We start from the raw sequence: 20,693 nt of genomic DNA on the forward strand, positions 1-20,693 counted from the left end.
CAGGGTGCTGCCAGCTCCCCTTCCTAGCGTGCGGAGCATGTCCCGCCACAGAATTCGCCGCTCCGCGCTGTCCGCCTCCGTGACGGCCGTGGTGCTGCTGGCGGGTTCGGCCGCCGGGGGCGCCTTCCTGGTGGGTCGGTCGCCGGATCGCGCGCCCGTCGCTCTCGCGTCCGTATCGTCCGCGTCGAGCCCGCCGGCCGCGGCGGCGACGAGCGAGGAGGCCGAGGTGGATCTCGACGCGGAGCTGGCCGGGGCGGTGGCGCCGCTGACCGGCGAAGGCGCGCTGTCCGTCGCCGTGCTGGCAGACGGCGGCGAGGCCATCGCGACGTACGGGGACACGACGACGTACGACACCGCGAGCATCGTCAAGGTCGATGTGCTGGCCGCCCTGCTGCTCCAGGCCCAGGACGAGGGGCGCGAGCTGAGCGGGGCCGAGCACGGGTACGCCGCCGCGATGATCCAGCGCAGTGACAACGCCTCGGCCACCAGGCTGTGGCAGGTGATCGGCGGTGCGGAAGGGCTCGACGCGGCCAACGCCCGGCTCGGGCTGACCTCGACGACCGCCGCTCAGGCATGGGGGCTGACGCAGACGACGGCCTCGGATCAGGTGCGTCTGCTCCGGGCGGTCTTCGACCCGGCCGGGGATTCCGTACTGTCCGCGGATTCGCGTGCCTACGTTCAGGAGCTGATGGGAAAGGTCGAGGCGGACCAGCAGTGGGGGGTGTCCGCGGCGGGCACCGGCTGGTCGCTCAAGAACGGCTGGATGCCCCGGACCACGACGGGGCTGTGGGACATCAACAGCATCGGCCGGGTCCTCGTCGGCGGTCGTACGTATCTGGTCGCCGTGCTCTCCGACGGGCACGCCACGAAGGAGGCGGGCATCGCGCTCGTCGAGTCGGTGGCCGAGGCTGCGGTCGCGGCCGTCGCGGCGGTCAGCGACGCCCGCTAGGGCCCCGGCCTTCCCTGGCCCGCCACAGGACAACGGCCAGCGCCAGCAGCACGGCGCCGAGTCCGCCGGCGGTCGGGGCGAGCCAGTTCGCCGGGCTGTCGTCCTCCGGTCGGGGGGTGGGGCCGGGGCCGAAGTACTGCTTGGCGTAGCCGGTCGCGGTGGAGCCGGGGTTCCCGGCGGTACGGATGCGTGATCCGGCCTCGATCGCGGCGGCCGGGTCGACGAGACCGTAGCCCCGGGCGTCGTCGCGGCCGTCCGGCGGGGAGTTGCGGGCGGTGTCCGCGAGGAGTTTCTTGATCTGGGCGGGGGTCAGCTCCGGGTGGGCGGCGCGCACCAGCGCGACGGCTCCGGAGACGAACGCGGAGGCGGCGGAGGTGCCCCACTCGATGTAGTAGTGGCGGTCGGGGTTGGCGACGACGATGTCGACGCCGGGTGCGCTGACGGTGGCGTACCAGCGCCGGGTGGAGAACGCGGCGTGCGTGCCGTACTTGTCGACCGCCGCGACCGCGATCACACCGGGGTAGGCGGCCGGGTACGAGATGCGGTCGCCCTTCTCGCCGCTGTTGCCGGCCGACGCGACGACGGAGACACCCTTGGCCAGGGCGTACTGGACGGCCGCGTCCTCGCTGGGCTCGGGGTGAGCGGATTTGCTGTCGTCGCCGAGGGAGAGGTTGATGACGTCCGCGCCCTGGTCGGTGGCCCAGCGGATGCCTTCCGCGAGGGCGGTGCCGCGTGATTCGCGGGCCTTCCCGCGGGACGGGTCGTTGGACTCCAGGATCACCCGGCCGGGCAGGATCTTGACCTCCGGGGCGATACCGAGGACGCCGTTGCCCCGGCCGGGACCGCTCCCCCGGCCCGCGATGATCCCGGCCATCGCGGTGCCGTGCAGGGCCCAGGCCCGGTCACCGCGCTCGGCTCCGAAGCCGATCAGGTCCTTGCCGGGCAGGACCTGGCCCGCGAGGTCCGGATGGGAGGCGTCGACACCCGTGTCCAGGACGGCGACCGTGATGCCCTCGCCCTTGGTGGTCTGCCAGGCCCGGTCGGTGTGGAGGGCCGCCAGGCCCCACTGCTGGTCGCGGATGCCGTCGGCGTGGGCGGGCGCGGCGGGGACCAGGGTGAACGCGGTCGCGGCGCAGACCGCAGCGAGGGCCCGGCGGCGGCGTCCGGGCGGGCGTCGGCTCATTCGGGCTGCTCCGTGAGTTCGGTGACCGTCATGCGCAGGCCGCGCTCCACCCGGTCCGCGACGCCCTTCGCCTCGTGGCCGAGCCCGGCCTGCGCGACGGCCGTCGTCGCGCCCGCGGCCATGGCCTCGGCGGCGGGCTGGGGTGCGGCGACCTCGCGGCCGTCGGCGAAGCCCGAGACGGCGAAGACGACGACGGGCACCTCGGTCAGGACGTGGACGGTCCAGCTGGCACGCTGCCGGTCACCGAACCCGGCGGCGACGGTGCCCGCGGGGGCGTAGGTACGCGGCATCAGGTCGGCGCGCCCGTCGAGGCGCTGGCCGGTGAACCGGGTACTGAGGGCGCGCATCCCCTCGGTGTCGGCCTCGGTGAAGACCATCCCGACGGTGACGACACTGCTGTTGGTCGCGTCGGTGTAGGTGGCCCGCAGCATGCGTGCGCAGCCGACGGCGCGCAGCGTCTTCAGGAGCAGCGGGTCGAGGCCCTTGGCGCAGGTGCCGTCCGGGGCGACGGCGACCCGGGTCCAGACCCGGTCCGTGGCCCCGGGTCCCGCGCCGTCGCCCTTGAGGGTGGCCGGGAAGAGGGTGCCGACGGGGACGCTGTGCCAGGCGGTGCGGCCCTCGCTGTACGCGGTACGGGTGCCGGCGTCGGCCGAGGAGTCACCGGTCAGCCAGGTCCCGGTGACCGCGCCCCCGATCAGCCCGAGCCCGAACACGACACAGGCGGCGGCGCCCACGGTCCGCGCGGGGTGACGCGGGCGGACGGGACGCAGCCGGGTGGTGGTCTCGACGGGCGTCTCGGCGAAGGTGTACCGGGGCGGCGCGTAGGAGTTCGGGTACGGGTAGGGCGCCGGGGCGGACCCGGGCGTCGCGGAGAGATCCACGGCACCGACGGGCCTACGCCGCGTGACGGGAGGCGGCGGCCCGACGGGCGGCCCGGGCCGCGGCCCGGCTCCCGGGCCGGCTCCCGGGCCGGCCGACGGCACCCGCCGCAGGCGTGCGGTCGTTTCGGCAGGCGGGGGCTGAACGAGTGGGGGCTGAACGGGTGGGGGCTGGTGCAGTGCGGGAGCGGAGGGCTGCTGCGGTGCGTCGTGACGGGCCGTCGCCGGAGGGGGCGGAGTGGTCGGGCGCGGTGGCACGGGAGCGCGTTGCGCTTCGGTACTCATCCGGCCCCCTGGTTCGCGTCCTCGTACCGCCCGCGGACCGCCCTCACGGGCGGGCCCGTTGGTCAGCGCGTGACCGTCACTCTACGGGTTGGCGGCTGACCGTTGGGAACTGACGCCGCGGCTCGGGGGGATCTGCCCCGATCGTCCCCCTACCCCAGCGGTACGGCCGTCTGGCAAGCTGCGGCCATGACTGCCCGCGCCGCTGACCGGACCCGTTACAACCGGGCCACCGCCCATCTCGACGCCCCGCTCGCCGTGGTCGATCTGGAGGCGTTCGACGCCAATACGGACGACCTGGTGAGCCGGGCCGCCGGCAAACCGATCCGGGTGGCGACCAAGTCGGTGCGCTGCCGGGCCCTCCTGGAGCGGGTGCTCGCGCGGCCCGGGTTCGCGGGGATCATGTCGTTCACCCTGGCGGAGTCGCTGTGGCTGGCCCGGGCCGGTTTCGAGGACGTACTGCTGGCCTATCCGTCGGCCGACCGTGCCGCGTTCGCCGAGCTGGCCGGTGATCCGAAGCTCGCCGGGGCGGTGACCGTCATGGTCGACGACCCGTCCCAGCTGGAGCTGATCGACGCCGCGAGGGCCGGTGGGCGGGAGGAGATCCGGGTCTGTCTGGAGCTGGACACCTCGCTGCGGCTGCTCGGCGGCCGGGTCAGGATCGGGGCGCTGCGTTCGCCCCTGCGCTCGCCCGCCCAACTGGCGGAGCTGGCCCGCTCGGTGGCCCGCAGGCCCGGTTTCCGGCTGGTGGGGCTGATGGCGTACGAGGGCCATGTCGCCGGTGTCGGTGACTCCGTCGCCGGGCGGCCGCTGCGGTCACGGGCGGTGCGGCTGATGCAGGCCGTGGCCCGCAAGGAGCTGGCGGCGCGGCGGGCCGAGGTGGTGCGGGCGGTGCGCGCGGTCACGCCGGACCTGGAGTTCGTGAACGGCGGCGGCACCGGCAGCGTGCAGCACACGGCCGCCGAGTCCGCGGTGACGGAGATCGCGGCCGGGTCGGGACTCTACGTACCGCGGCTGTTCGACAACTACACGTCGTTCACGGGCCGTCCGGCGGCACTGTTCGCGCAGCCGGTGGTCCGCCGGCCCGGAGTGGGCGTGGTGACGGTGCTCGGTGGCGGCTATCCCGCCTCCGGGGCCGCAGGCCATGACCGGCTGCCCGTCCCGTATCTGCCGGAAGGACTGCGTTACGACCCGCAGGAGGGTCCGGGCGAGGTGCAGACCCCGCTGCTCGGCTCCCCCGCCGACGATCTGCTGATCGGTGACAAGGTGTGGTTCCGGCACGCGAAGGCCGGCGAGCTGTGCGAGCGCTTCGACGAACTCCAGCTGATCGAGGGCGACCGGATCACGGCGACCGTACCGACGTACCGCGGTGAGGGCCTGACCTTCCTCTGACGGGCCCGCACCCCGAGGGCTCAGGGAGCGATCGAGCTGCCCACTCCCCCGCCCGTCGCACTGTCGCCGACCGGGCGGATGCCCTTGGTGATGGTGTCCATGAGGGAGACCGGCAGATCGTCCTGGCCCGCGTCGAAGGCGAAGCGCACGATGATCGGCGTCTCGCTGCCCACGGCCGAGGGGAAGGCGAGGGACTGCACATAGCCGCCGGGTCCCTTGCCCGTGGTGACCCGCCAGCGCACCAGATAGCCGGTGCGCCCCGCCACGGTGACCGACGTGGACGCGAGCTCCTGGTGGGACGTGATGCCTCCGTGGATGCGGTCGCCGAGGGAGTTCTCCTCGTACGCGTTGTCCGCGGCGGTCTTGATGTCCTCCTTGGCCAGGGCCTCGACGGAGGTGAGATCGGTGGAGCTCGCCGTGCGGCTGGTGACCGTGCCGTGATAGCAGAAGTTTCCCGAGTCGCCGGGGCACCGGTAGGAGAGGACCGTACGCATCGTCGTCGCGTCGTCGAGGGTGCTGTCCGGCTTCTCCCAGCTCTCGGGGACGGGCAGGGTGATCCCGTTGAGCTGGTCGACGAGCACCTTCGGGTCGTCCGACGGGGCGGCACTGGGCGATGCGGTGTCGGAGGGCGCGCTGTCCGTGGGGGCCGGGGCCGAACTGCTGGGCGGCGACTCCGGCTTCGCAGCGCCGTCGTCCTTGCCGAGCAGTACGGCTCCGGTGACGGCCGCGCCGACGACGACCAGGCCCGCCAGGGTCATGACGATGATCCTGGTGCTGCCCCCGGGGCGCTGTGGGGCGCCGAACTCCTGCGTGGCGTACGCCTGGTGCGGGCCGGGCGCGACGGCGCCGAGCGGGCGGGTGTGCGCACTCCATGCCACGCCGTCCCACCAGCGCTCGGTGCCGGGTGTCCCTGCGTCCGGATACCAGCCGGGCGGTGTCGCGTTGCTCATCCGCCCACTCTAGAGTCCGGGCTCCGGGGCCGGTCGGCCCCCCTTCTAGGCCGGTGTCACGTAGGCGCCGGAGATTCCGCCGTCGACGAGGAAGTCGGTGGCGTTGATGAACGAGGAGTCGTCGCTCGCCAGGAAGGCGACGGCTGCCGCGATCTCGGTCGCCTCGGCGAACCGGCCGACGGGGATGTGGACGAGCCGGCGCGCGGCTCGCTCCGGGTCCTTCGCGAACAGCTCCTGGAGCAGAGGGGTGTTCACCGGGCCCGGGCACAGCGCGTTGACCCGGATGCCTTCGCGGGCGAACTGGACGCCGAGCTCGCGCGACATGGCGAGGACGCCGCCCTTGGAGGCGGTGTACGAGATCTGGCTGGTCGCCGCCCCCATCCGGGCCACGAAGGAAGCGGTGTTGATGATCGAGCCCCGGCCCTGGCGGCGCATGTAGGGGAGGGCGGCCTTGCAGCAGAGGTAGACGGAGGTGAGGTTGACGTCCTGGACCCGCTTCCAGGCTTCGAGGCCCGTGGTGAGGATGGAGTCGTCCTCGGGCGGGGAGATGCCCGCGTTGTTGAAGGCGATGTCCACGGAGCCGTAGGTGTCGTACGCGGCCTTGAAGAGCGACTCGACCTGCTCGGGGTCGGTGACGTCGACGCGTACGAACAGGCCGCCGACCTCCTCGGCGGCGGCCTTGCCGGCCGTTTCGTCGATGTCTCCGCAGACGACGTGCGCGCCCTCGGAGGCCAGCCTGCGCGCGGTGGCGAGGCCGATGCCGCTGCCCGCGCCGGTGATGACGGCGGTGCGGCCGACCAGACGGCGGCACTGGGGGGTGGTGTCGGTCATGGGATTCAGGCCTCCGTGTTGATGAAGACGTTCTTGGTTTCGGTGAATGCCGCGAGGGCGTCGGGGCCGAGTTCGCGGCCCAGGCCGGACTGCCGGTAGCCGCCGAAGGGGGTCGAGTAGCGCACGCTGGAATGCGAGTTGACGGAGAGGTTGCCCGCCCGTACGCCCTGCGAGACGCGCAGCGCGCGGCCGATGTCGCGGGTCCAGATCGAGCCGGACAGGCCGTACTCGGTGGCGTTGGCGAGACGGATCGCGTGGTCCTCGTCGTCGAAGGGGAGGACCACGGCGACCGGGCCGAAGATCTCCTCGGTCGCGGCGGGCGAGTCGGGGGCGGCATCTGTGAGGACGGTCGGCGGGAACCAGAAGCCGGGGCCGGTGGGTGCGCTGCCGCGGACGGCCGGTGCGTTGTCGGGGGCGTAGGACCGTACGCGATCCAGCTGCACCTTGGAGATCAGCGGGCCCATCTGGGTCTTCTCGTCCGCCGGGTCGCCGACCACGATCGACTCGACGGCCGGGGTGAGCAGGGCGAGGAAGCGGTCGTACGCGCTGCGCTGGACGAGGATGCGGGTGCGGGCGCAGCAGTCCTGGCCGGAGTTGTCGAGGAAGGACATGGGTGCAGCGGCAGCCGCCGCTTCGAGGTCGGCGTCGGCGAAGACGATGTTGGGGCTCTTGCCGCCGAGTTCGAGGGTGACGCGCTTCACCTGGGCTGCGCAGCTCGCCATGATCTGTTTGCCGACGCGGGTGGAGCCGGTGAATACGATCTTGGCGATGTCGGGGTGCTCGACCAGGGCGGCTCCCGTGATGTCACCGGCGCCGGGGAGCACCTGGAAGAGGTGCTCGGGAAGGCCCGCCTCCAGGGCGAGTTCGGCCAGCCGGAGGGCGGTGAGCGGGGTGGTCTCGGCGGGCTTGAGGATGACGGCGTTGCCCGCGGCGAGGGCGGGGGCCGTGCCCCATGCGGCGATAGGCATCGGGAAGTTCCAGGGGGCGATCACGCCGATGACGCCGAGGGGTTCGAGGAGGGTGATGTCGAGGCCACCCGCGACCGGGATCTGGCGGCCGGTGAGGCGCTCCACTCCCCCGGCCGCGTAGTCGAGCAGGTCTCGGACGTTGCCCGCCTCCCAGCGGGCGTTGCCGAGGGTGTGTCCGGCCTCTCGGACCTCCAGGTGGGCCAGCTCTTCGATGTGTTCGTCGACGACCGTGGCGAACCGGCGCAGCAGCCGGGCCCGGTCGGCGGGGGCCGCGGCCGCCCATCCGCGCTGTGCCCGACGGGCCCGCACGACCGCCGCGTCGACCTGGACGAAGCTGGTCGCGGGGACGTTGGCAATAACCTCTTCGGTCGCCGGGTTGAGGATCTGGTGCACGCTAGGGCCTTTCGTTTGGACCAGGCCGGATCGGGGAGCGGGGTCTGGTGCGTGGAGCTGCAAGGCGGAGGACTGAGGCAACGCGAAGGGGGTCCCCCCTGGCCCTTAAGGCCTCGGGGGAGTTGGTGACTGACGACAACGGCGGAGGGGGCCCCTCCCTGCTCAATGGGGTCTCCCCTGCTCGAACGAAGTTGAGAGCTTGGGGAAGAAGCCGAGAGCTTGGGGGAGCGCGTGCCAGACCCCGCGAGCCCGGCATGATCCAAACGAGAGGCCCTAGAGCCTTTCGAACGACCTGCGGAGTTCCCAGTCGGTGACGGCGGCGTCGAAGGCTTCCAGTTCGACGCGGGCCATGTTGCGGTAGTGGTCGACGACCTCGTCGCCGAAGGCTGTCCGGGCCACTTCGCTGTGCTCCCAGAGCTCGGCGGCTTCGCGGAGGGTGGTGGGGACGTGCTCGTAGTCGCCCGTGTAGGCGTTGCCGTCGCAGGCGTCGGGGAGCTCCAGCTCCTGCTCGATGCCGTGGAGTCCGGCGGCGACGAGTCCGGCGACAGCGAGGTACGGGTTGACGTCGCCGCCCGGCAGCCGGTTCTCGAACCGCATCGAGCGGCCGTGTCCGACGACGCGCAGGGAGCAGGTGCGGTTGTCGTGGCCCCAGGCGACGGCGGTCGGGGCGAACGAGCCGGGCTGGAAGCGTTTGTACGAGTTGATGTTCGGCGCGTAGAGGAGGGAGAAGTCGCGCAGGGCGGCGAGCTGCCCGGCGAGGAAGTGGCGCATGAGCGGGGACATGGCCCCGTCCTCGCCCGCCATGACGCTGCGGCCGTCGGCGTCCTGGAGGGAGAGGTGGATGTGGCAGGAGTTGCCCTCGCGCTCGTTGAACTTGGCCATGAAGGTGAGCGCGACGCCTTCCTGGGCGGCGATCTCCTTGGAGCCGGTCTTGTAGACGGCGTGCTGGTCGCAGGTGACCAGGGCCTCGTCGTACCGGAAAACGATCTCGTGCTGCCCGGGGTTGCACTCGCCCTTGGCGGACTCGACGATCAGGCCCGCGGCCGCCATCTCGTTGCGGATGCGGCGCAGGAGGGGCTCGATGCGGCCGGTGCCGAGGACGGAGTAGTCGACGTTGTACTGGTTGACCGGTGTCAGGTCGCGGTAGTTGCGGTCCCAGGCCTGCTCGTAGGTGTCCTTGAAGACGATGAATTCGAGCTCGGTACCGACGTGAGCGGTGAGGCCGTGCCCGGCAAGCCGCTCCAGCTGACGGCGGAGAATCTGGCGGGGTGCGGCGACGACGGGCGAGCCGTCCTCCCAGGCGAGGTCGGCCATGACCATGGCCGTGCCCTCGTTCCAGGGAATCCTGCGCAGCGTGGTGAGGTCGGGGTGCAGGGCGAAGTCGCCGTACCCGTTGTCCCAGGAGGCCATGGCGAATCCGTCGACGGTGTTCATGTCGGTGTCGACGGCGAGCAGGTAGTTGCAGCCCTCGGTGCCGTGCTCCAGGACCTCTTCCAGGAAGAACGTGGCGGCGAACCGTTTGCCCTGCAGCCTTCCCTGCATGTCGGGGAAGGCGAGGACGATGGTGTCGATCTCTCCGCTCCTGATGAGGACGCGTAGCTCCTCGATCTCCAGCGGGGGTGTTCGGTCTGCCACGGGATGCTCCTCCTTGGGTCAGCCGGAAGGCTTAAGGTATGGGAATGAACCATTAATGGGAAGGGGATCGGGACGTGGCCGAGGAAACCGGCGGAATCGAATCCATCGACCGGCTGACACCCGTGCTGCGACCGGTCCGCGCGGGCAACGGCTTCGAGGAGGCGCTGGAGCAGATCCTCCAGGTGGTCAGGCTCGGCCTGGTGCCCGGCGGCGAGCGACTGCCCGCGGAGCGCGAGCTGGCCGAACTGCTCGGGATCAGCCGGGTGACCCTGCGCGAGGTACTGAGGGTCCTCCAGGACCAGGGCCTGGTGGAGAGCCGGCGCGGGCGGTACGGAGGCACGTTCGTGCTGCCCCGCGCCGGCGCGGCGGGCGAGGGCGAGCTGCGCCGCCGGGTGGCGGCGGTCGACATCGAGGACGTACTGCGCTTCCGTGAGGTACTGGAGTCCGGGGCGGCCGGGCTGTGTGCCTCGCGCGGGCTCGACGACGACGGCACCGAGCGGCTGCGCAGGGCTCTGACGGCGACACACGAAGCACCTCTGCCCGACTACCGCAGGCACGACACCTTGCTCCACCTGACGCTTGCCGAACTTTCCGGCTCCCCCTCGCTCACCGCGCAGTACGCCGCGGTCCGGGCCACCGTGAACGATCTGCTGGACTGCATACCCCTGCTCGTCCGCAACCTCGAGCATGCGCAGCATCAGCACACGGCGCTCGTCGAGGCCGTGTGCGACAGGGACGAGGAGGCCGCGCGGGCGGTGATGCGCGAGCACTGCGCGGGCACCGCCGCACTGCTTCGGGGATTCCTGACCTGACCGCGACGACACCTTGCGCAGCGCCCCCTCGCGCCGTAAAGGTATGCATCAACACCATTGAACTGGGCCCGCTGCGCAGCCGGCGGGCCGGAGGGACCGCAGCATGTCCGAACCTCTCATCGGCATCACGACCTACCGGGAGCCCGCGGCCCGCTGGGGCGTCTGGGAGCTGCCCGCCGCTCTGCTCCCCCTCGGCTATCCGCAGCTGGTCCAGCGCTGTGGCGCTCTGGCCGTCCTGCTCCCGCCGGACGCACCCGAGAGGGCCGCGGCCGCCGTGGCCCGGCTGGACGGCCTGGTCATCGCGGGCGGCGCGGATGTCGAACCCGGGCTGTACGGCGCGGAGCGCGACATCAGGACCGGTCCCGCCGCCGTCGAACGCGACGCCTGGGAGCCGGCCCTGCTGCGTGCCGCACTGGAGTCCGGTACCCCGGTGCTCGGGATCTGCCGGGGCATGCAGCTGCTGAACGTGGTGCTGGGCGGCACCCTGACCCAGCACATCGACGGACACACCGGCCCGCCCGGGACGACGGGTGTGCTCGGCGAGCACACGGTGAGGCCCGTGCCGGGGACCCGTTACGCGTCGGTCGTGCCGGAGGAGTCCCTGGTGCCCACGTACCACCACCAGGCGGTGGACCGGCTCGCTCCGGGCCTCGTGGTGTCCGCGTACGCGGCGGACGGCACGGTCGAGGCGGTCGAACTTCCGGGCGCCCCGTGGGTGCTCGGGGTGCAGTGGCACCCGGAGATGGGCGCGGATCCGCGGGTGATGCGCGCGCTGGTGGCCGCGTCCTCGGCCCGTACGGCTCCGGCTCCGACTCCGGAGGACGCCACCTCGCACGCACGCAGCGCCCTCGGCTGAGACGGCCTACGGCTGGTGGCCCGTCAGCGAGAGCAGGTCGCGGGCCGGGCCCGTCGGGCGGTGGCCGGTGGGCCAGACCGCGCGGAGCTGGCGTCGGAGCCGTACGCCCGCGATGGGGATCTTGACGAGGCGGCGGGCCGACAGTTCCTCGCCGAGCGCGAGTTCGCTCAGTACGCAGGGGCCGGCGCCGCTTTCCGCCGCGCCCTTCACCGCCGTGGTCGAGGAGAGTTCCAGGAGCGGCCGGGCGAGACCGCCGTGTACGGCGAGTGCGGCGTCCAGGACCTGGCGGGTGCCGGAGCCGTACTCGCGCAGGATCAGCGGCGTCGCGGCCAGTTCCGCGGGAGTCAGGGGTGTGCGGCGGTGGGCCCAGGCGTGGCTGGGGGCGACCACGACGACGAGCCGGTCGTGCGCGATGACCGTGCCGTCGAGACCTTCCGGTATCGAGAGGCCCTCCACGAATCCCAGATCGGCCTCGCCGCCGAGAAGGCGCTGAGCGACCACTGCGGAGTTCCCGGCGAGCAGCGAAACGGCCGTACCGGGCCGTTCGGCGCGCAGCGCGATCAGCCAGCCCGGCAGCAGGTACTCGGCGATGGTCATGCTGGCCGCGACACGCAGCCGGGAGTCCCGCCGGTCCCGCAGAGCCTGCGCGCCCGCGTCGAACGCCTCGGCCGCTTCGACGACCCTGCGGGCCCAGTCCGTGACGAGAGCGCCCGCGTCGGTCAGCCGGGAGCCGCGGGGCGAGCGGTCCAGGAGCGCGACGCCGAGCTGTCGCTCCATCGACCGGACGCGGCTGGACGCGGCGGGCTGCGTGATGCCGACGTCGCGTGCCGCGCGCCCGAGGCTGCCGTGCCGGGCGACGGCGAGCAGCAGCTCCAGCGCGCCCAGGTCGGGAACCCGGTGGGACAGGGGTGCAGGCTGGGGCTGGGGCTGGGGCTGGGGCTGGGGCTGGGGCTGGGGCTGGGGCTGGGGCTGGTCGCTGGGCATAAAGCCAGCTTATGACCTCATAGAGCCGGGCTCCCTGGTGGAGGACGCCGCACGCCGCCAGAATCGTGTCATGGCCATCTATCCGCAGATCCAGTCCCGCGCCGGTGCGTACCACCCGGCCGCCCTCCGGCTTCCGGCCCTGCGGTATGTCGGCCCCAACTGGTACGCGACCGTCATGGGCACCGCGATCGTGGCCAGCGCGGGCGTGGCCCTGCCCGGGGACATCGCCGCGCTGCGGGTGGCCTGCACCGTCGTGTGGGCGCTCTCGGCTGTGCTGCTCGCCGTCGTCCTCGTGGCCCGCGCCGGCCACTGGCTGCTCCACCGCGACCAGGCGCGGGCCCACCTCCTGGACCCGGCCGTCGCCCCCTTCTACGGCTGTCTCTCCATGGCGCTGCTCGCGGTCGGCGGAGCCACGATGGTGGTCGGCAGGGATGTGATCGGGCACGGGGCCGCGGTCGCCGTGGACGCGGTGCTGTTCGTCATCGGTACGGTGATCGGACTCGCCACCGCGGTCGTGATCCCGTATCTGATGGTCGTACGCCACCGGCCGGCTCCCGGTACGGCCTCGCCGGTCTGGCTCCTGCCGCTGGTGGCGCCCATGGTCTCCGCCGCGCTCGGTCCGCTGCTGGTGCCGGAGCTGCCCGCCGGGCAGTGGCAGGAGGCGCTGCTGCTGGCCTGTTACGCGATGTTCGGGCTGTCCCTGCTGGCGACGCTGGTGGTGCTGCCGCTGGTTTTCGCCCGGCTGGTGCACCACGGGCCGCTGCCCCTGGCTCTGACGCCCACGCTGTTTCTGGTGCTCGGTCCGCTGGGGCAGTCGACGACCGCGGTGAATCAGCTGGCGGATGTGGCGCCGGGGGCGGTCGGGGCTCCGTACGCCTCCGCCTTCGCCGCGTTCGCCGTGCTGTACGGGGTGCCCGTGATGGGGTTCGCGCTGCTGTGGCTGGCGCTGGCCGGCGCCATGGTCGTACGGGCGGCGCGGGGCGGTATGACGTTCACGATGACCTGGTGGGGCTTCACCTTCCCGGTCGGCACGTGTGTCACCGGCGCCGCGGGGCTGGCCAGGCACACCGGGCTCACGGCCTTCACCTGGCTGGCCGTCGCGCTGTACGTGTTCCTCGTGGTGGCCTGGTCGGTGGCCGCGGCGCGGACGCTGCGGGGGCTGGTCGGCGGAGCGCTGCTCGCGGCGCCGCGGGCACCTCTGCCGGTAACGGCCCGCGCCACCTGAGGAAACGCCCCGTCGACGGATACGGCGGGCAGTCCCCCTTCAGCGGCGGGGGTCGAAGGTGGCGTCGATGTGTTCCGGCACCGCGACGACGAGCAGCCGGGTGCCGGGCACGGTCGCGCGCCAGCGGTGACGTACGCCGCCGGAGAGGAACAGCGTGTCGCCGCGGTCGAGCCGGTACGCCTGTCCCTCGGCCTCCACCTCGGCGGCGCCCTCCACGACGTACATCACCTCGTCGTTGCGGTGCTGGAACTCGCGCCCGAGATCCTGCTCGCCCGTGAACTCCAGGGCGCTGAGCTGATGGCGGCCGCGCACCACTCTGCGTACCCCGTCGCCCTCACCGGCCCGTACGACGTCGACGGCGCGCGCCGAGTCGGCGGCGGCCCGCAGCCGGGCCGTCGTGGTCTCCAGGGCTTCCGCGACGCGGTCCAGGGACTTGGCGCTCGGCCGGGCCCGTTCGTTCTCGATCTGGCTGAGAAAGGGCACGGACAGCCCACTGCGCACGGCGACCGCGGACAGCGTGAGCCCGAGGTTCCTGCGCCGTCGTCGGACCGCGGCACCTACCCGCGGTGTGTCCTTGTCGTCCATGTCCGGCTCCCTCCCGCCTAGCCATCCTCCCGGCTGCCAGCACCCTACGCATGTCGTTCGCTGTACGGCGCCGAAGCGAATGGAGGGAAACCTACCGGGGAGTGACCGGGAGTACACCGAAAGGGACGGCCCCGGAGCGATACCGGGGCCGTCCCTTTCGGTGTACTGCGCGGTGTTTCAGCTGCCGACGGGCGCCAGCTTGTCGATCACGTCCGGGTTGGCATCCATCCAGTGACGGGCGGATTCCTTCTCCTTGCCCGCACCGCCCTTCTGGATCTCCACCTCGAGCGAGGCGAGCTGCGCCTCGCTGAGCTTGAACTCCTTGAGCCAGCCGGTCAGCTCGGGGAAGTCCTTGGGGAAGTCCTTCTTGGCGACCGTGTGGATCTGCTCGCCCTCGCCCCAGGCACCCTTCGGGTCCTTGAGCTTCTTCAGGTCGTGCTTGCCGTAGGCCCAGTGCGGCGACCACAGGGTCACCACGACGGGCTCCTTCTTCTTGATCGACCGGTTGAGCTCGGCCAGCATCGAGGAGGTGCTTGAGGAGACGACCTCGTACTCACCCTCCAGGCCGTACTCCTTCAGGACCTTCTCGTTCAGCGTGCCCATCATCCCGGCGCTCGACTCTATGCCGATGATCTTGCCGTTGAACTTCTTGCCCTGACCCTTGAGGTCGTCGAGCGAGTCGATGCCCTTGACGTACGAGGGGACGCTCAGCTCCAGCGAGGTCGGCCCGTACCAGGAACCGAGATCGGTGAGGTTGTCCTTGTACCGGTCCCAGTAGTCCTTGTGCGTGGTCGGCAGCCAGGAGTCGAACTGGACGTCCATCTGCCCCTGCGCGAGACCGGTGTACAGCGGGCCGGGGTCGAGCTGCTTGACCGTCGTCCTGTAGCCGCGGTCCTCCAGCATGTTCTGCCAGAGGTACGTGCTGGCGATGGCCTCGTCCCAGGGGAAGTAGCCCAGGTTGACGGTCTTACCCGCGTCCTTGCCCTGAGCGGCGCCACCGGCACCGTCGGGCAGCGGGGCGAGCTTGTCGACGAGGCCCGGGTTCTTCTTCAGCCAGGCGCGGACGCCGTCCTGCTCCTTGCCCTGGCCGGCTGCCTGGATCTCGTTCTCCAGGCCGGTGAGCTGCTCCTCGGTGAGCTTGAACTTCTTCAGCCAGTCGGCGACGGCGGGAGCCTTCTTGGCGAAGCCCTTGTGCGCGACGGTGTGGACGTCCTCGCCCTTGCCCCAGGCACCCTTCGGGTCCTTGAGCTTCTTCAGGTCGTGCTTGCCGTAGGCCCAGTGCGGCGACCACAGGGTCACCACGACGGGCTCCTTCTTCTTGATGGAGGCGTTCAGCTCGGCCAGCATCGAGGAGGTGCTTGAGGAGACGACCTCGTACTCACCCTCCAGGCCGTACTCCTTCAGGACCTTCTCGTTCAGCGTGCCCATCATCCCGGCACTGGCCTCGATGCCGATGATCTTGCCGTTGAACTTCTTGCCCTGACCCTTGAGGTCGTCGAGCGAGTCGATGCCCTTGACGTACGAGGGAACCGTCAGCTCCAGCGAGGTCGGCCCGTACCAGGAACCGAGATCGTCCAGCTTGTCGCTGTACTTGTCCCAGTAGTCCTTGTGCGTGGTCGGCAGCCAGGAGTCCGTCTGGAAGTCGATGTCCCCGCGGGCGACACCGGAGTAGAGCGGACCGGCGTCGAGCTGCTTGATGCCCGTCGTGTAGCCGCGCTGCTCCAGGAGTTCCTTCCAGAGGAAGGTGGAGGCGATGCCCTCGTCCCAGGGGATGTAGCCCAGGTTGATCTTCTGGCCCTGGCCGACGTTCGTACCGTCCGCCTGCGCGCCCTTGCCGTCGTCGGAGGAGCCCACGAGGTTCAGACCGCCGGCGACGAGCGCCAGGACGACCACACCGACCATCGCGACCGCGGTGCCCGGCTTGTAGTGCGTGAACTTGAGGCGGCGCGCACCGGCGGCGGCCTTGGCGGCTGCCCGGCGCCCGAGCGGGGAGACCCGCTCGTTGAGCGCTCCGGTCATCCGGTCCAGGTACATGGCGAGGATGACGACGGCGATACCGCTCTCGGCGGCCAGGCCGACCTGGAGCTGGGTGATCGCGGCGTACACCTTCTCGCCGAGACCGCCGGCTCCGGCCATACCGCCGATGACGACCATCGACAGCGCCAGCATGATGACCTGGTTGATACCGGCCATGATCGTCGGCAGGGCGAGCGGCAACTGCACCCGCGTCAGGGTGTCCTTGGGCGTGGTGCCGAATGCCTCGGCGGCCTCGACCAGTTCGCTGTCCACCTGACGGATGCCGAGCTCGGTCATACGTACGCCGGGCGGCATCGCGAACACGATGGTGGCGATGACACCGGGGGTGACGCCGACGCCGAAGAACATGACGCCGGGGATCAGATAGACGAAGGCCGGCATCGTCTGCATGACGTCGAGCACGGGTCGCAGCGTGGCGCTGACCTTGTTGTTGCGCGCGGCCCAGATACCCATGGGCACCGCGATCACAATGGTGATGACCGCTGCCACGACGACCAGCGACAGCGTCGCCATCGCCTCGTCCCAGAGGGCGAGGGAGTCGATCAGGGCGAAGCCCACGAAGGTGAGCGCGGCCGGGACCACACCGCGCAGCCAGAAGGCCAGTACGGCGAAGATGCCCGCCATGAGCAGCGGTTCACCGCCGCCGAGTACGGCGTTGACGCCGTCGTACATGCCGCCGAGTACGGCCTTGATGGCGTCGAAGATCCAGGTGAGGTTCGACTGGAGCCAGTCGACCGCGTTCTCGACCCATTCGCCGAAGGTGAACCTAGGCACCGGCGGTCACCTTCTTGACGTCACGCGGAGCGGGGAGCACCGTCTCGATCTGCGGTTCCTCGCCCAGGGCGGCGAGCAGCCGGTTGCGGGGTACGACGCCGATGACGTCGCCCTCCGCGTCGGTGACGGCGACGGCGACGCCACTGGTGGAGCAGGGGGTGAAGAGCTCGGCGATCGGCGTCTCGGCGGACACCGTCGCGGGCGCCTCGGCGAGCAGTTCCGCGTCGGAGCGGCCCTTCTCGGGCTGCTCCATGATCGAACCGGCGGTGAGCACACGCGAGCGGTCGACGTCCTGGATGAACGAGGCGACGTAGTCGTTGGCCGGGCGGACGAGGATGTCCTCGGCGGTGCCCTGCTGGACGATCTTCCCGTCGCGCATCACGGCGATCCGGTCACCGAGGCGCATGGCCTCGTTGAGGTCGTGGGTGATGAAGACGATGGTCTTCTTGAGCCGCTTCTGCAGTTCGAGGAGCTGACTCTGCATGTCGCGGCGGATCAGCGGGTCCAGCGCGCTGAAGGACTCGTCCATCAGCAGCAGGTCCGCGTCCGTGGCGAGCGCGCGGGCCAGGCCGACACGCTGCTGCATACCGCCGGACAGCTCGTCGGGCCAGGACTTCTCCCAGCCGGCGAGGCCGGTCATCTCCAGCGCATCGGCGGCGCGCTTCTCACGCTCGGCGCGCGGCACACCCTGTACTTCGAGGCCGTACGCGGCGTTGTCCAGGACGCTCCTGTGCGGGAACAGCGCGAAGTGCTGGAAGACCATGCTGATCTTGGAGGAGCGGACCTTGCGCAGCTCGCGGGGGCTCAGGGCGGTCAGGTCCTGACCGTCGAACAGCACACGTCCGGCTGTGGGGTCGAGCAGTCCGTTGAGCATCCGCAGCAACGTGGACTTGCCGGACCCGGACAGACCCATCACGACAAAGATCTGGCCCGGTTCCACGGTGAACGATGCGTCGATCACCGCTGCGGTCGTTCCGTCGGCGCGCAGCTCGTCGCGGTCGGTGCCGCTTTCGAGTTTCTGCACGGCTTGATCGGGTCGTCTGCCGAACACCTTGTACAGGTGCTCAGCTTGCAGCCTTGACACATACACCTCACGCGTTGAACCGAAAACGGTCTGCCACCCCCGTCGGCAGACCGTGGAGCGGTGCGGATTCGGTCCGCACTGCACGTGCACTGGTTGAAAATGCGACGTGGTCCGCTCCGGTGGCGCGCCTGCCCCCACTTACGCAACTCAAACACGAGAGTGACCCAGTTCACTTTTAATCCCGGTTCAACCGGGAACCGCACAGCACCGGCCGGTGACCGCGCGTGTCAGCGGTGTGCGGCGTGCGTGTCAGTGGTGTGCGGCATCATCGGGGTGTGACGCGACGCCTGATGCTCCTCGACACCGCTTCCCTCTACTACCGCGCCTATTTCGGCGTTCCGGACTCGGTGCGCGCACCGGACGGCACACCGGTCAACGCCGTGCGCGGACTGCTCGACTTCATCGGACGGCTGGTGCAGGACCACCGGCCGGACGACCTCGTCGCCTGCATGGACGCCGACTGGCGGCCCCACTGGCGCGTCGAGCTGATCCCCACCTACAAGGCGCACCGCGTGGCGGTGGAGACGCCCGCGGGCCTGGCCGACGAGGAGGACACTCCCGACACCCTGGCCCCGCAGGTCCCGATCATCGAGGACGTCCTCGATGCCCTCGGGATCGCCCGGGTCGGCGTCGCTCCGTACGAGGCGGACGACGTGATCGGCACACTCACCGGCCTGGCGACGGGCCCCGTGGACATCGTCACGGGCGACCGGGACCTCTATCAGCTCGTCGACGACGCCCGGGGGGTGCGAGTGCTCTACCCGCTGAAGGGCGTCGGCTCGCTCCAGGTGACCGACGAGGCATGGCTGCGTGAGAAGTACGGGGTCGACGGCTCCGGCTATGTCGATCTGGCCCTGCTGCGGGGCGACCCGAGCGACGGTCTGCCGGGAGTCCCCGGTATCGGCGAGAAGACGGCCGCGAAGCTGCTCGACGCCTTCGGCGACCTGGCCGGGATCATGGCCGCGGTGGATAATCCCGCCGCCCGGCTGACCCCCTCGCAGCGCAAGCGCCTGCACGAGGCGCGGGATTACGTGGCGGTCGCGCCGAAGGTCGTCCGGGTCGCCGCCGACGTACCCATGCCCCCGTTCGATCCGGCCCTGCCGCGCGAGCCGCACGACCCGGCGGCCCTCGAAGCGCTCGCGGAGCAGTGGGGTCTGGGCGGTGCCCTGATGCGCCTGCTCTCCACACTCCGGAGCTGAGATGCTAACTTAGGTAACCCTAAGCCTTCGGAATCAGGGAGACCCTCGTGGCAGAACGACCGGCACGCCAGGCACCCAAGGCACAGGGCGCCCAGGTACTGCGCACCGAGCAGATCACTCCCCACATGGTGCGGGTGGTGCTCGGCGGTGACGGTCTCGCCGACTTCACGCTCTCCGGGTTCACCGACCACTACATCAAGCTGTGCTTCGCGCCCGAGGGTGCGGACTACGCGCACCCCTTCGACATGGCCGCGATCCGTGAGGAGTTCCCCCGCGAGCTGTGGCCGACCACCCGCACCTATACGGTGCGCGCCTGGGACCCGGTCGCCCGCGAGATGACGGTCGATTTCGTGGTGCACGGCGACGAGGGCCTCGCGGGCCCGTGGGCGATGCGCGCGGCCCCGGGAGACCATGTGACCTTCCTGGGCCCCGGCGGGGGCTACGGGCCGGACGTGTCGGCGGACTGGCACCTGCTGGTCGGCGACGAGAGCGCCCTGCCGGCGATCGCCGCGACCCTGGAGCAGATGCCGGCGGGCGCGGTGGTCCGCGCGTTCGTCGAAGTGCCGGACGCCACGGAGGAGCAGAAGGTCGTCACACCCGACGGCGTCGCCATCACATGGCTGCACCGCGGTGACCGTCCGGTCGGCGAGGCCCTGACGGCGGCGGTGAAGGCCCTGGACTTCCCCGCGGGTGAGGTTCAGGCGTTCGTGCACGGCGAGGCGGGATTCGTGAAGGACATCCGCCGCCATCTGCGCCTGGAGCGGCAGATCCCGCTCTCGCAGCTGTCGATCTCCGGTTACTGGCGCGCGGGGCAGAACGACGACGCCTGGCGCGCTGTGAAGCGCGAGTGGAACGAGCAGGTGGAGCGCGAGCAGGAGAGCGCCGCGTAACGCATAGGCACAGGAACCCCGGTCACCGTCCTGCACGGTGACCGGGGTTCAGTTGTTTCCCGGAGCGGCGGTGACCAGGGTTCAGTCGTTTCCCGGGGCGGCGGTGACCGGGGTTCAGTTGTTCCCGGGAGCGCGACCTCAGGCCGGCCCTCCCCCGCCCTCCCCGTACGCCCGCGCCGACGCGTCCACATGCGCGAGCCGTCGCAGCGCGCTGAACATCGCCTCGCCCAGCACCGTGCCGACGACCACGCTCTCCACGAGCTCTTCCCGCGCCACCCGCCGCCCCACGTAGTCCAGATCGGCCCGGGCGACCGGCTCGGCCGCGGCCGCGTAGTCGTCGAGCAGTTCGACGAAGCCCCCGTGCCCGGCCCGCCTCAGCGCGGCCAGCACCGCGGCCAGGGCCTCGCCGGCGGGGCTCGCCGCCTCGGCCTTCCAGCCGCGTCGCGCCAGCAGCTCGGCCACGTCCTCGCGGGCGTCCTCCAGTTCGGGCCCGGGCTCGCTCCCCTCCAGCAGCGCGATCCGTTTCGCCGCGATACCCAGCACCTTGTGCACCGGCTGCGCGGGGTCGTCGATCGAGTGGAGTACGTCCCCGATCGCGGAGAGCGAGAGCCCGCCGACGTCGAGCAGAGCGCGGATCAGCTTCAGTCTGCGCTCGTGCCCGGAGTCGTACGTCGCCTGATTCGGGCTGGTCAACTGCCCGGGGGGCAGCAGCCCTTCCCGCACATAGAACTTGATCGTCGGTACCGGGACCCCGGACCTGCGACTCAACTCGCCGATGCGCACCGC

18 protein-coding genes are annotated in these 20,693 nt (G+C 71.2%); 7 read left to right on the forward strand and 11 right to left on the reverse strand.

Going from position 1 to position 20,693, the window contains the following annotated elements:
* The first annotated feature begins 37 nt into the window (after window positions 1-37).
* Window positions 38-949, forward strand: coding sequence for a serine hydrolase (locus ACFT7S_RS09050; protein ID WP_382728984.1), 912 nt, complete (start codon window positions 38-40; stop codon window positions 947-949).
* Here the strand turns inward: ACFT7S_RS09050 and mycP are convergent.
* On the reverse strand, window positions 933-2,132 hold the full coding sequence (gene mycP, locus ACFT7S_RS09055) for a type VII secretion-associated serine protease mycosin (protein ID WP_382728986.1): 1,200 nt from the start codon (window positions 2,130-2,132) through the stop codon (window positions 933-935). The genes ACFT7S_RS09050 and mycP overlap by 17 nt on opposite strands.
* On the reverse strand, window positions 2,129-3,013 hold the full coding sequence (locus ACFT7S_RS09060; RefSeq protein WP_382728988.1) for a hypothetical protein: 885 nt from the start codon (window positions 3,011-3,013) through the stop codon (window positions 2,129-2,131). The genes mycP and ACFT7S_RS09060 overlap by 4 nt, the downstream gene beginning before the upstream one ends.
* 468 nt (window positions 3,014-3,481) lie before the next feature.
* Between ACFT7S_RS09060 and ACFT7S_RS09065 the strand changes: the two genes are divergently transcribed.
* Window positions 3,482-4,684, forward strand: a complete 1,203-nt coding sequence (locus ACFT7S_RS09065) for an amino acid deaminase/aldolase (protein WP_382728990.1) — start codon at window positions 3,482-3,484, stop codon at window positions 4,682-4,684.
* A 20-nt stretch (window positions 4,685-4,704) separates the two neighbouring features.
* Here the strand turns inward: ACFT7S_RS09065 and ACFT7S_RS09070 are convergent, their stop codons facing one another.
* The 4 genes from ACFT7S_RS09070 to ACFT7S_RS09085 all read right to left on the reverse strand — a co-directional run bounded on the left by ACFT7S_RS09070 (window position 4,705) and on the right by ACFT7S_RS09085 (window position 9,461).
* Complete coding sequence (locus ACFT7S_RS09070; protein ID WP_382728992.1) at window positions 4,705-5,634, reverse strand: DUF2510 domain-containing protein; 930 nt, start codon at window positions 5,632-5,634, stop codon at window positions 4,705-4,707.
* A 45-nt stretch (window positions 5,635-5,679) separates the two neighbouring features.
* Window positions 5,680-6,465 (reverse strand): 3-oxoacyl-ACP reductase, encoded by a 786-nt coding sequence (locus ACFT7S_RS09075; protein ID WP_382728994.1) that lies wholly within the window; start codon window positions 6,463-6,465, stop codon window positions 5,680-5,682.
* A 5-nt stretch (window positions 6,466-6,470) separates the two neighbouring features.
* Window positions 6,471-7,826, reverse strand: a complete 1,356-nt coding sequence (locus ACFT7S_RS09080) for an aldehyde dehydrogenase family protein (protein ID WP_382728996.1) — start codon at window positions 7,824-7,826, stop codon at window positions 6,471-6,473.
* A 273-nt stretch (window positions 7,827-8,099) separates the two neighbouring features.
* Window positions 8,100-9,461, reverse strand: a complete 1,362-nt coding sequence (locus ACFT7S_RS09085) for a glutamine synthetase family protein (RefSeq protein WP_382728998.1) — start codon at window positions 9,459-9,461, stop codon at window positions 8,100-8,102.
* A 74-nt stretch (window positions 9,462-9,535) separates the two neighbouring features.
* On the opposite strand from ACFT7S_RS09085, the gene ACFT7S_RS09090 reads away from it, so the two are divergent.
* Together ACFT7S_RS09090 and ACFT7S_RS09095 are read left to right on the forward strand one after the other, a co-directional pair.
* A complete protein-coding gene (locus ACFT7S_RS09090) occupies window positions 9,536-10,273 on the forward strand; it encodes a FadR/GntR family transcriptional regulator (RefSeq protein ID WP_382729000.1) in 738 nt (245 codons plus the stop codon).
* Between the two features lie 103 nt (window positions 10,274-10,376).
* The gene (locus ACFT7S_RS09095) at window positions 10,377-11,129 is read left to right on the forward strand and encodes a gamma-glutamyl-gamma-aminobutyrate hydrolase family protein (RefSeq protein ID WP_382729001.1); all 753 of its coding nucleotides are present in this window, start codon (window positions 10,377-10,379) and stop codon (window positions 11,127-11,129) included.
* A 6-nt stretch (window positions 11,130-11,135) separates the two neighbouring features.
* Here the strand turns inward: ACFT7S_RS09095 and ACFT7S_RS09100 are convergent, their stop codons facing one another.
* Window positions 11,136-12,113 (reverse strand): LysR family transcriptional regulator, encoded by a 978-nt coding sequence (locus tag ACFT7S_RS09100; protein ID WP_382729003.1) that lies wholly within the window; start codon window positions 12,111-12,113, stop codon window positions 11,136-11,138.
* 70 nt (window positions 12,114-12,183) lie between these two features.
* Between ACFT7S_RS09100 and ACFT7S_RS09105 the strand changes: the two genes are divergently transcribed.
* Entirely contained in the window at window positions 12,184-13,338 is a 1,155-nt protein-coding gene (locus tag ACFT7S_RS09105; RefSeq protein WP_382729005.1) for a TDT family transporter, read from the forward strand.
* 39 nt (window positions 13,339-13,377) lie between these two features.
* Here ACFT7S_RS09105 and ACFT7S_RS09110 read toward each other — a convergent pair whose 3' ends face one another.
* From ACFT7S_RS09110 to ACFT7S_RS09120, 3 genes are all read right to left on the reverse strand, one after another.
* The gene (locus ACFT7S_RS09110; protein WP_382729007.1) at window positions 13,378-13,923 is read right to left on the reverse strand and encodes a helix-turn-helix domain-containing protein; all 546 of its coding nucleotides are present in this window, start codon (window positions 13,921-13,923) and stop codon (window positions 13,378-13,380) included.
* A gap of 177 nt (window positions 13,924-14,100) precedes the next feature.
* Complete coding sequence (locus ACFT7S_RS09115; protein WP_382729009.1) at window positions 14,101-16,734, reverse strand: ABC transporter permease/substrate binding protein; 2,634 nt, start codon at window positions 16,732-16,734, stop codon at window positions 14,101-14,103.
* Entirely contained in the window at window positions 16,727-17,818 is a 1,092-nt protein-coding gene (locus ACFT7S_RS09120; protein WP_382729011.1) for a glycine betaine/L-proline ABC transporter ATP-binding protein, read from the reverse strand. The genes ACFT7S_RS09115 and ACFT7S_RS09120 overlap by 8 nt, the downstream gene beginning before the upstream one ends.
* Before the next feature lie 290 nt (window positions 17,819-18,108).
* Here ACFT7S_RS09120 and ACFT7S_RS09125 point away from each other — a divergent pair, with 290 nt between their 5' ends.
* Together ACFT7S_RS09125 and ACFT7S_RS09130 are read left to right on the forward strand one after the other, a co-directional pair.
* Window positions 18,109-19,017 (forward strand): 5'-3' exonuclease H3TH domain-containing protein, encoded by a 909-nt coding sequence (locus ACFT7S_RS09125; RefSeq protein WP_382729224.1) that lies wholly within the window; start codon window positions 18,109-18,111, stop codon window positions 19,015-19,017.
* Between the two features lie 47 nt (window positions 19,018-19,064).
* The gene (locus ACFT7S_RS09130; RefSeq protein ID WP_382729013.1) at window positions 19,065-19,907 is read left to right on the forward strand and encodes a siderophore-interacting protein; all 843 of its coding nucleotides are present in this window, start codon (window positions 19,065-19,067) and stop codon (window positions 19,905-19,907) included.
* Window positions 19,908-20,045: 138 nt separating this feature from the next.
* Here ACFT7S_RS09130 and ACFT7S_RS09135 read toward each other — a convergent pair whose 3' ends face one another.
* On the reverse strand, window positions 20,046-20,690 hold the full coding sequence (locus tag ACFT7S_RS09135; RefSeq protein ID WP_382729015.1) for a MerR family transcriptional regulator: 645 nt from the start codon (window positions 20,688-20,690) through the stop codon (window positions 20,046-20,048).
* Window positions 20,691-20,693 lie beyond the last annotated feature (3 nt).

Source organism: Streptomyces sp. NPDC057136 (assembly GCF_042670885.1).
GTDB lineage: Bacteria > Actinomycetota > Actinomycetes > Streptomycetales > Streptomycetaceae > Streptomyces.

What these genes read in the sequence shown, in the direction of transcription:
- ACFT7S_RS09050 (WP_382728984.1), top strand. Translation starts at nt 38, where the DNA reads ATGTCCCGCCACAGAATTCGCCGCTCCGCGCTGTCCGCCTCCGTGACG.
- mycP (WP_382728986.1), bottom strand. Translation starts at nt 2,132, where the DNA reads ATGAGCCGACGCCCGCCCGGACGCCGCCGCCGGGCCCTCGCTGCGGTC.
- ACFT7S_RS09065 (WP_382728990.1), top strand. Translation starts at nt 3,482, where the DNA reads ATGACTGCCCGCGCCGCTGACCGGACCCGTTACAACCGGGCCACCGCC.
- ACFT7S_RS09070 (WP_382728992.1), bottom strand. Translation starts at nt 5,634, where the DNA reads ATGAGCAACGCGACACCGCCCGGCTGGTATCCGGACGCAGGGACACCC.
- ACFT7S_RS09075 (WP_382728994.1), bottom strand. Translation starts at nt 6,465, where the DNA reads ATGACCGACACCACCCCCCAGTGCCGCCGTCTGGTCGGCCGCACCGCC.
- ACFT7S_RS09095 (WP_382729001.1), top strand. Translation starts at nt 10,377, where the DNA reads ATGTCCGAACCTCTCATCGGCATCACGACCTACCGGGAGCCCGCGGCC.
- ACFT7S_RS09100 (WP_382729003.1), bottom strand. Translation starts at nt 12,113, where the DNA reads ATGCCCAGCGACCAGCCCCAGCCCCAGCCCCAGCCCCAGCCCCAGCCC.
- ACFT7S_RS09105 (WP_382729005.1), top strand. Translation starts at nt 12,184, where the DNA reads ATGGCCATCTATCCGCAGATCCAGTCCCGCGCCGGTGCGTACCACCCG.
- ACFT7S_RS09110 (WP_382729007.1), bottom strand. Translation starts at nt 13,923, where the DNA reads ATGGACGACAAGGACACACCGCGGGTAGGTGCCGCGGTCCGACGACGG.
- ACFT7S_RS09125 (WP_382729224.1), top strand. Translation starts at nt 18,109, where the DNA reads ATGCTCCTCGACACCGCTTCCCTCTACTACCGCGCCTATTTCGGCGTT.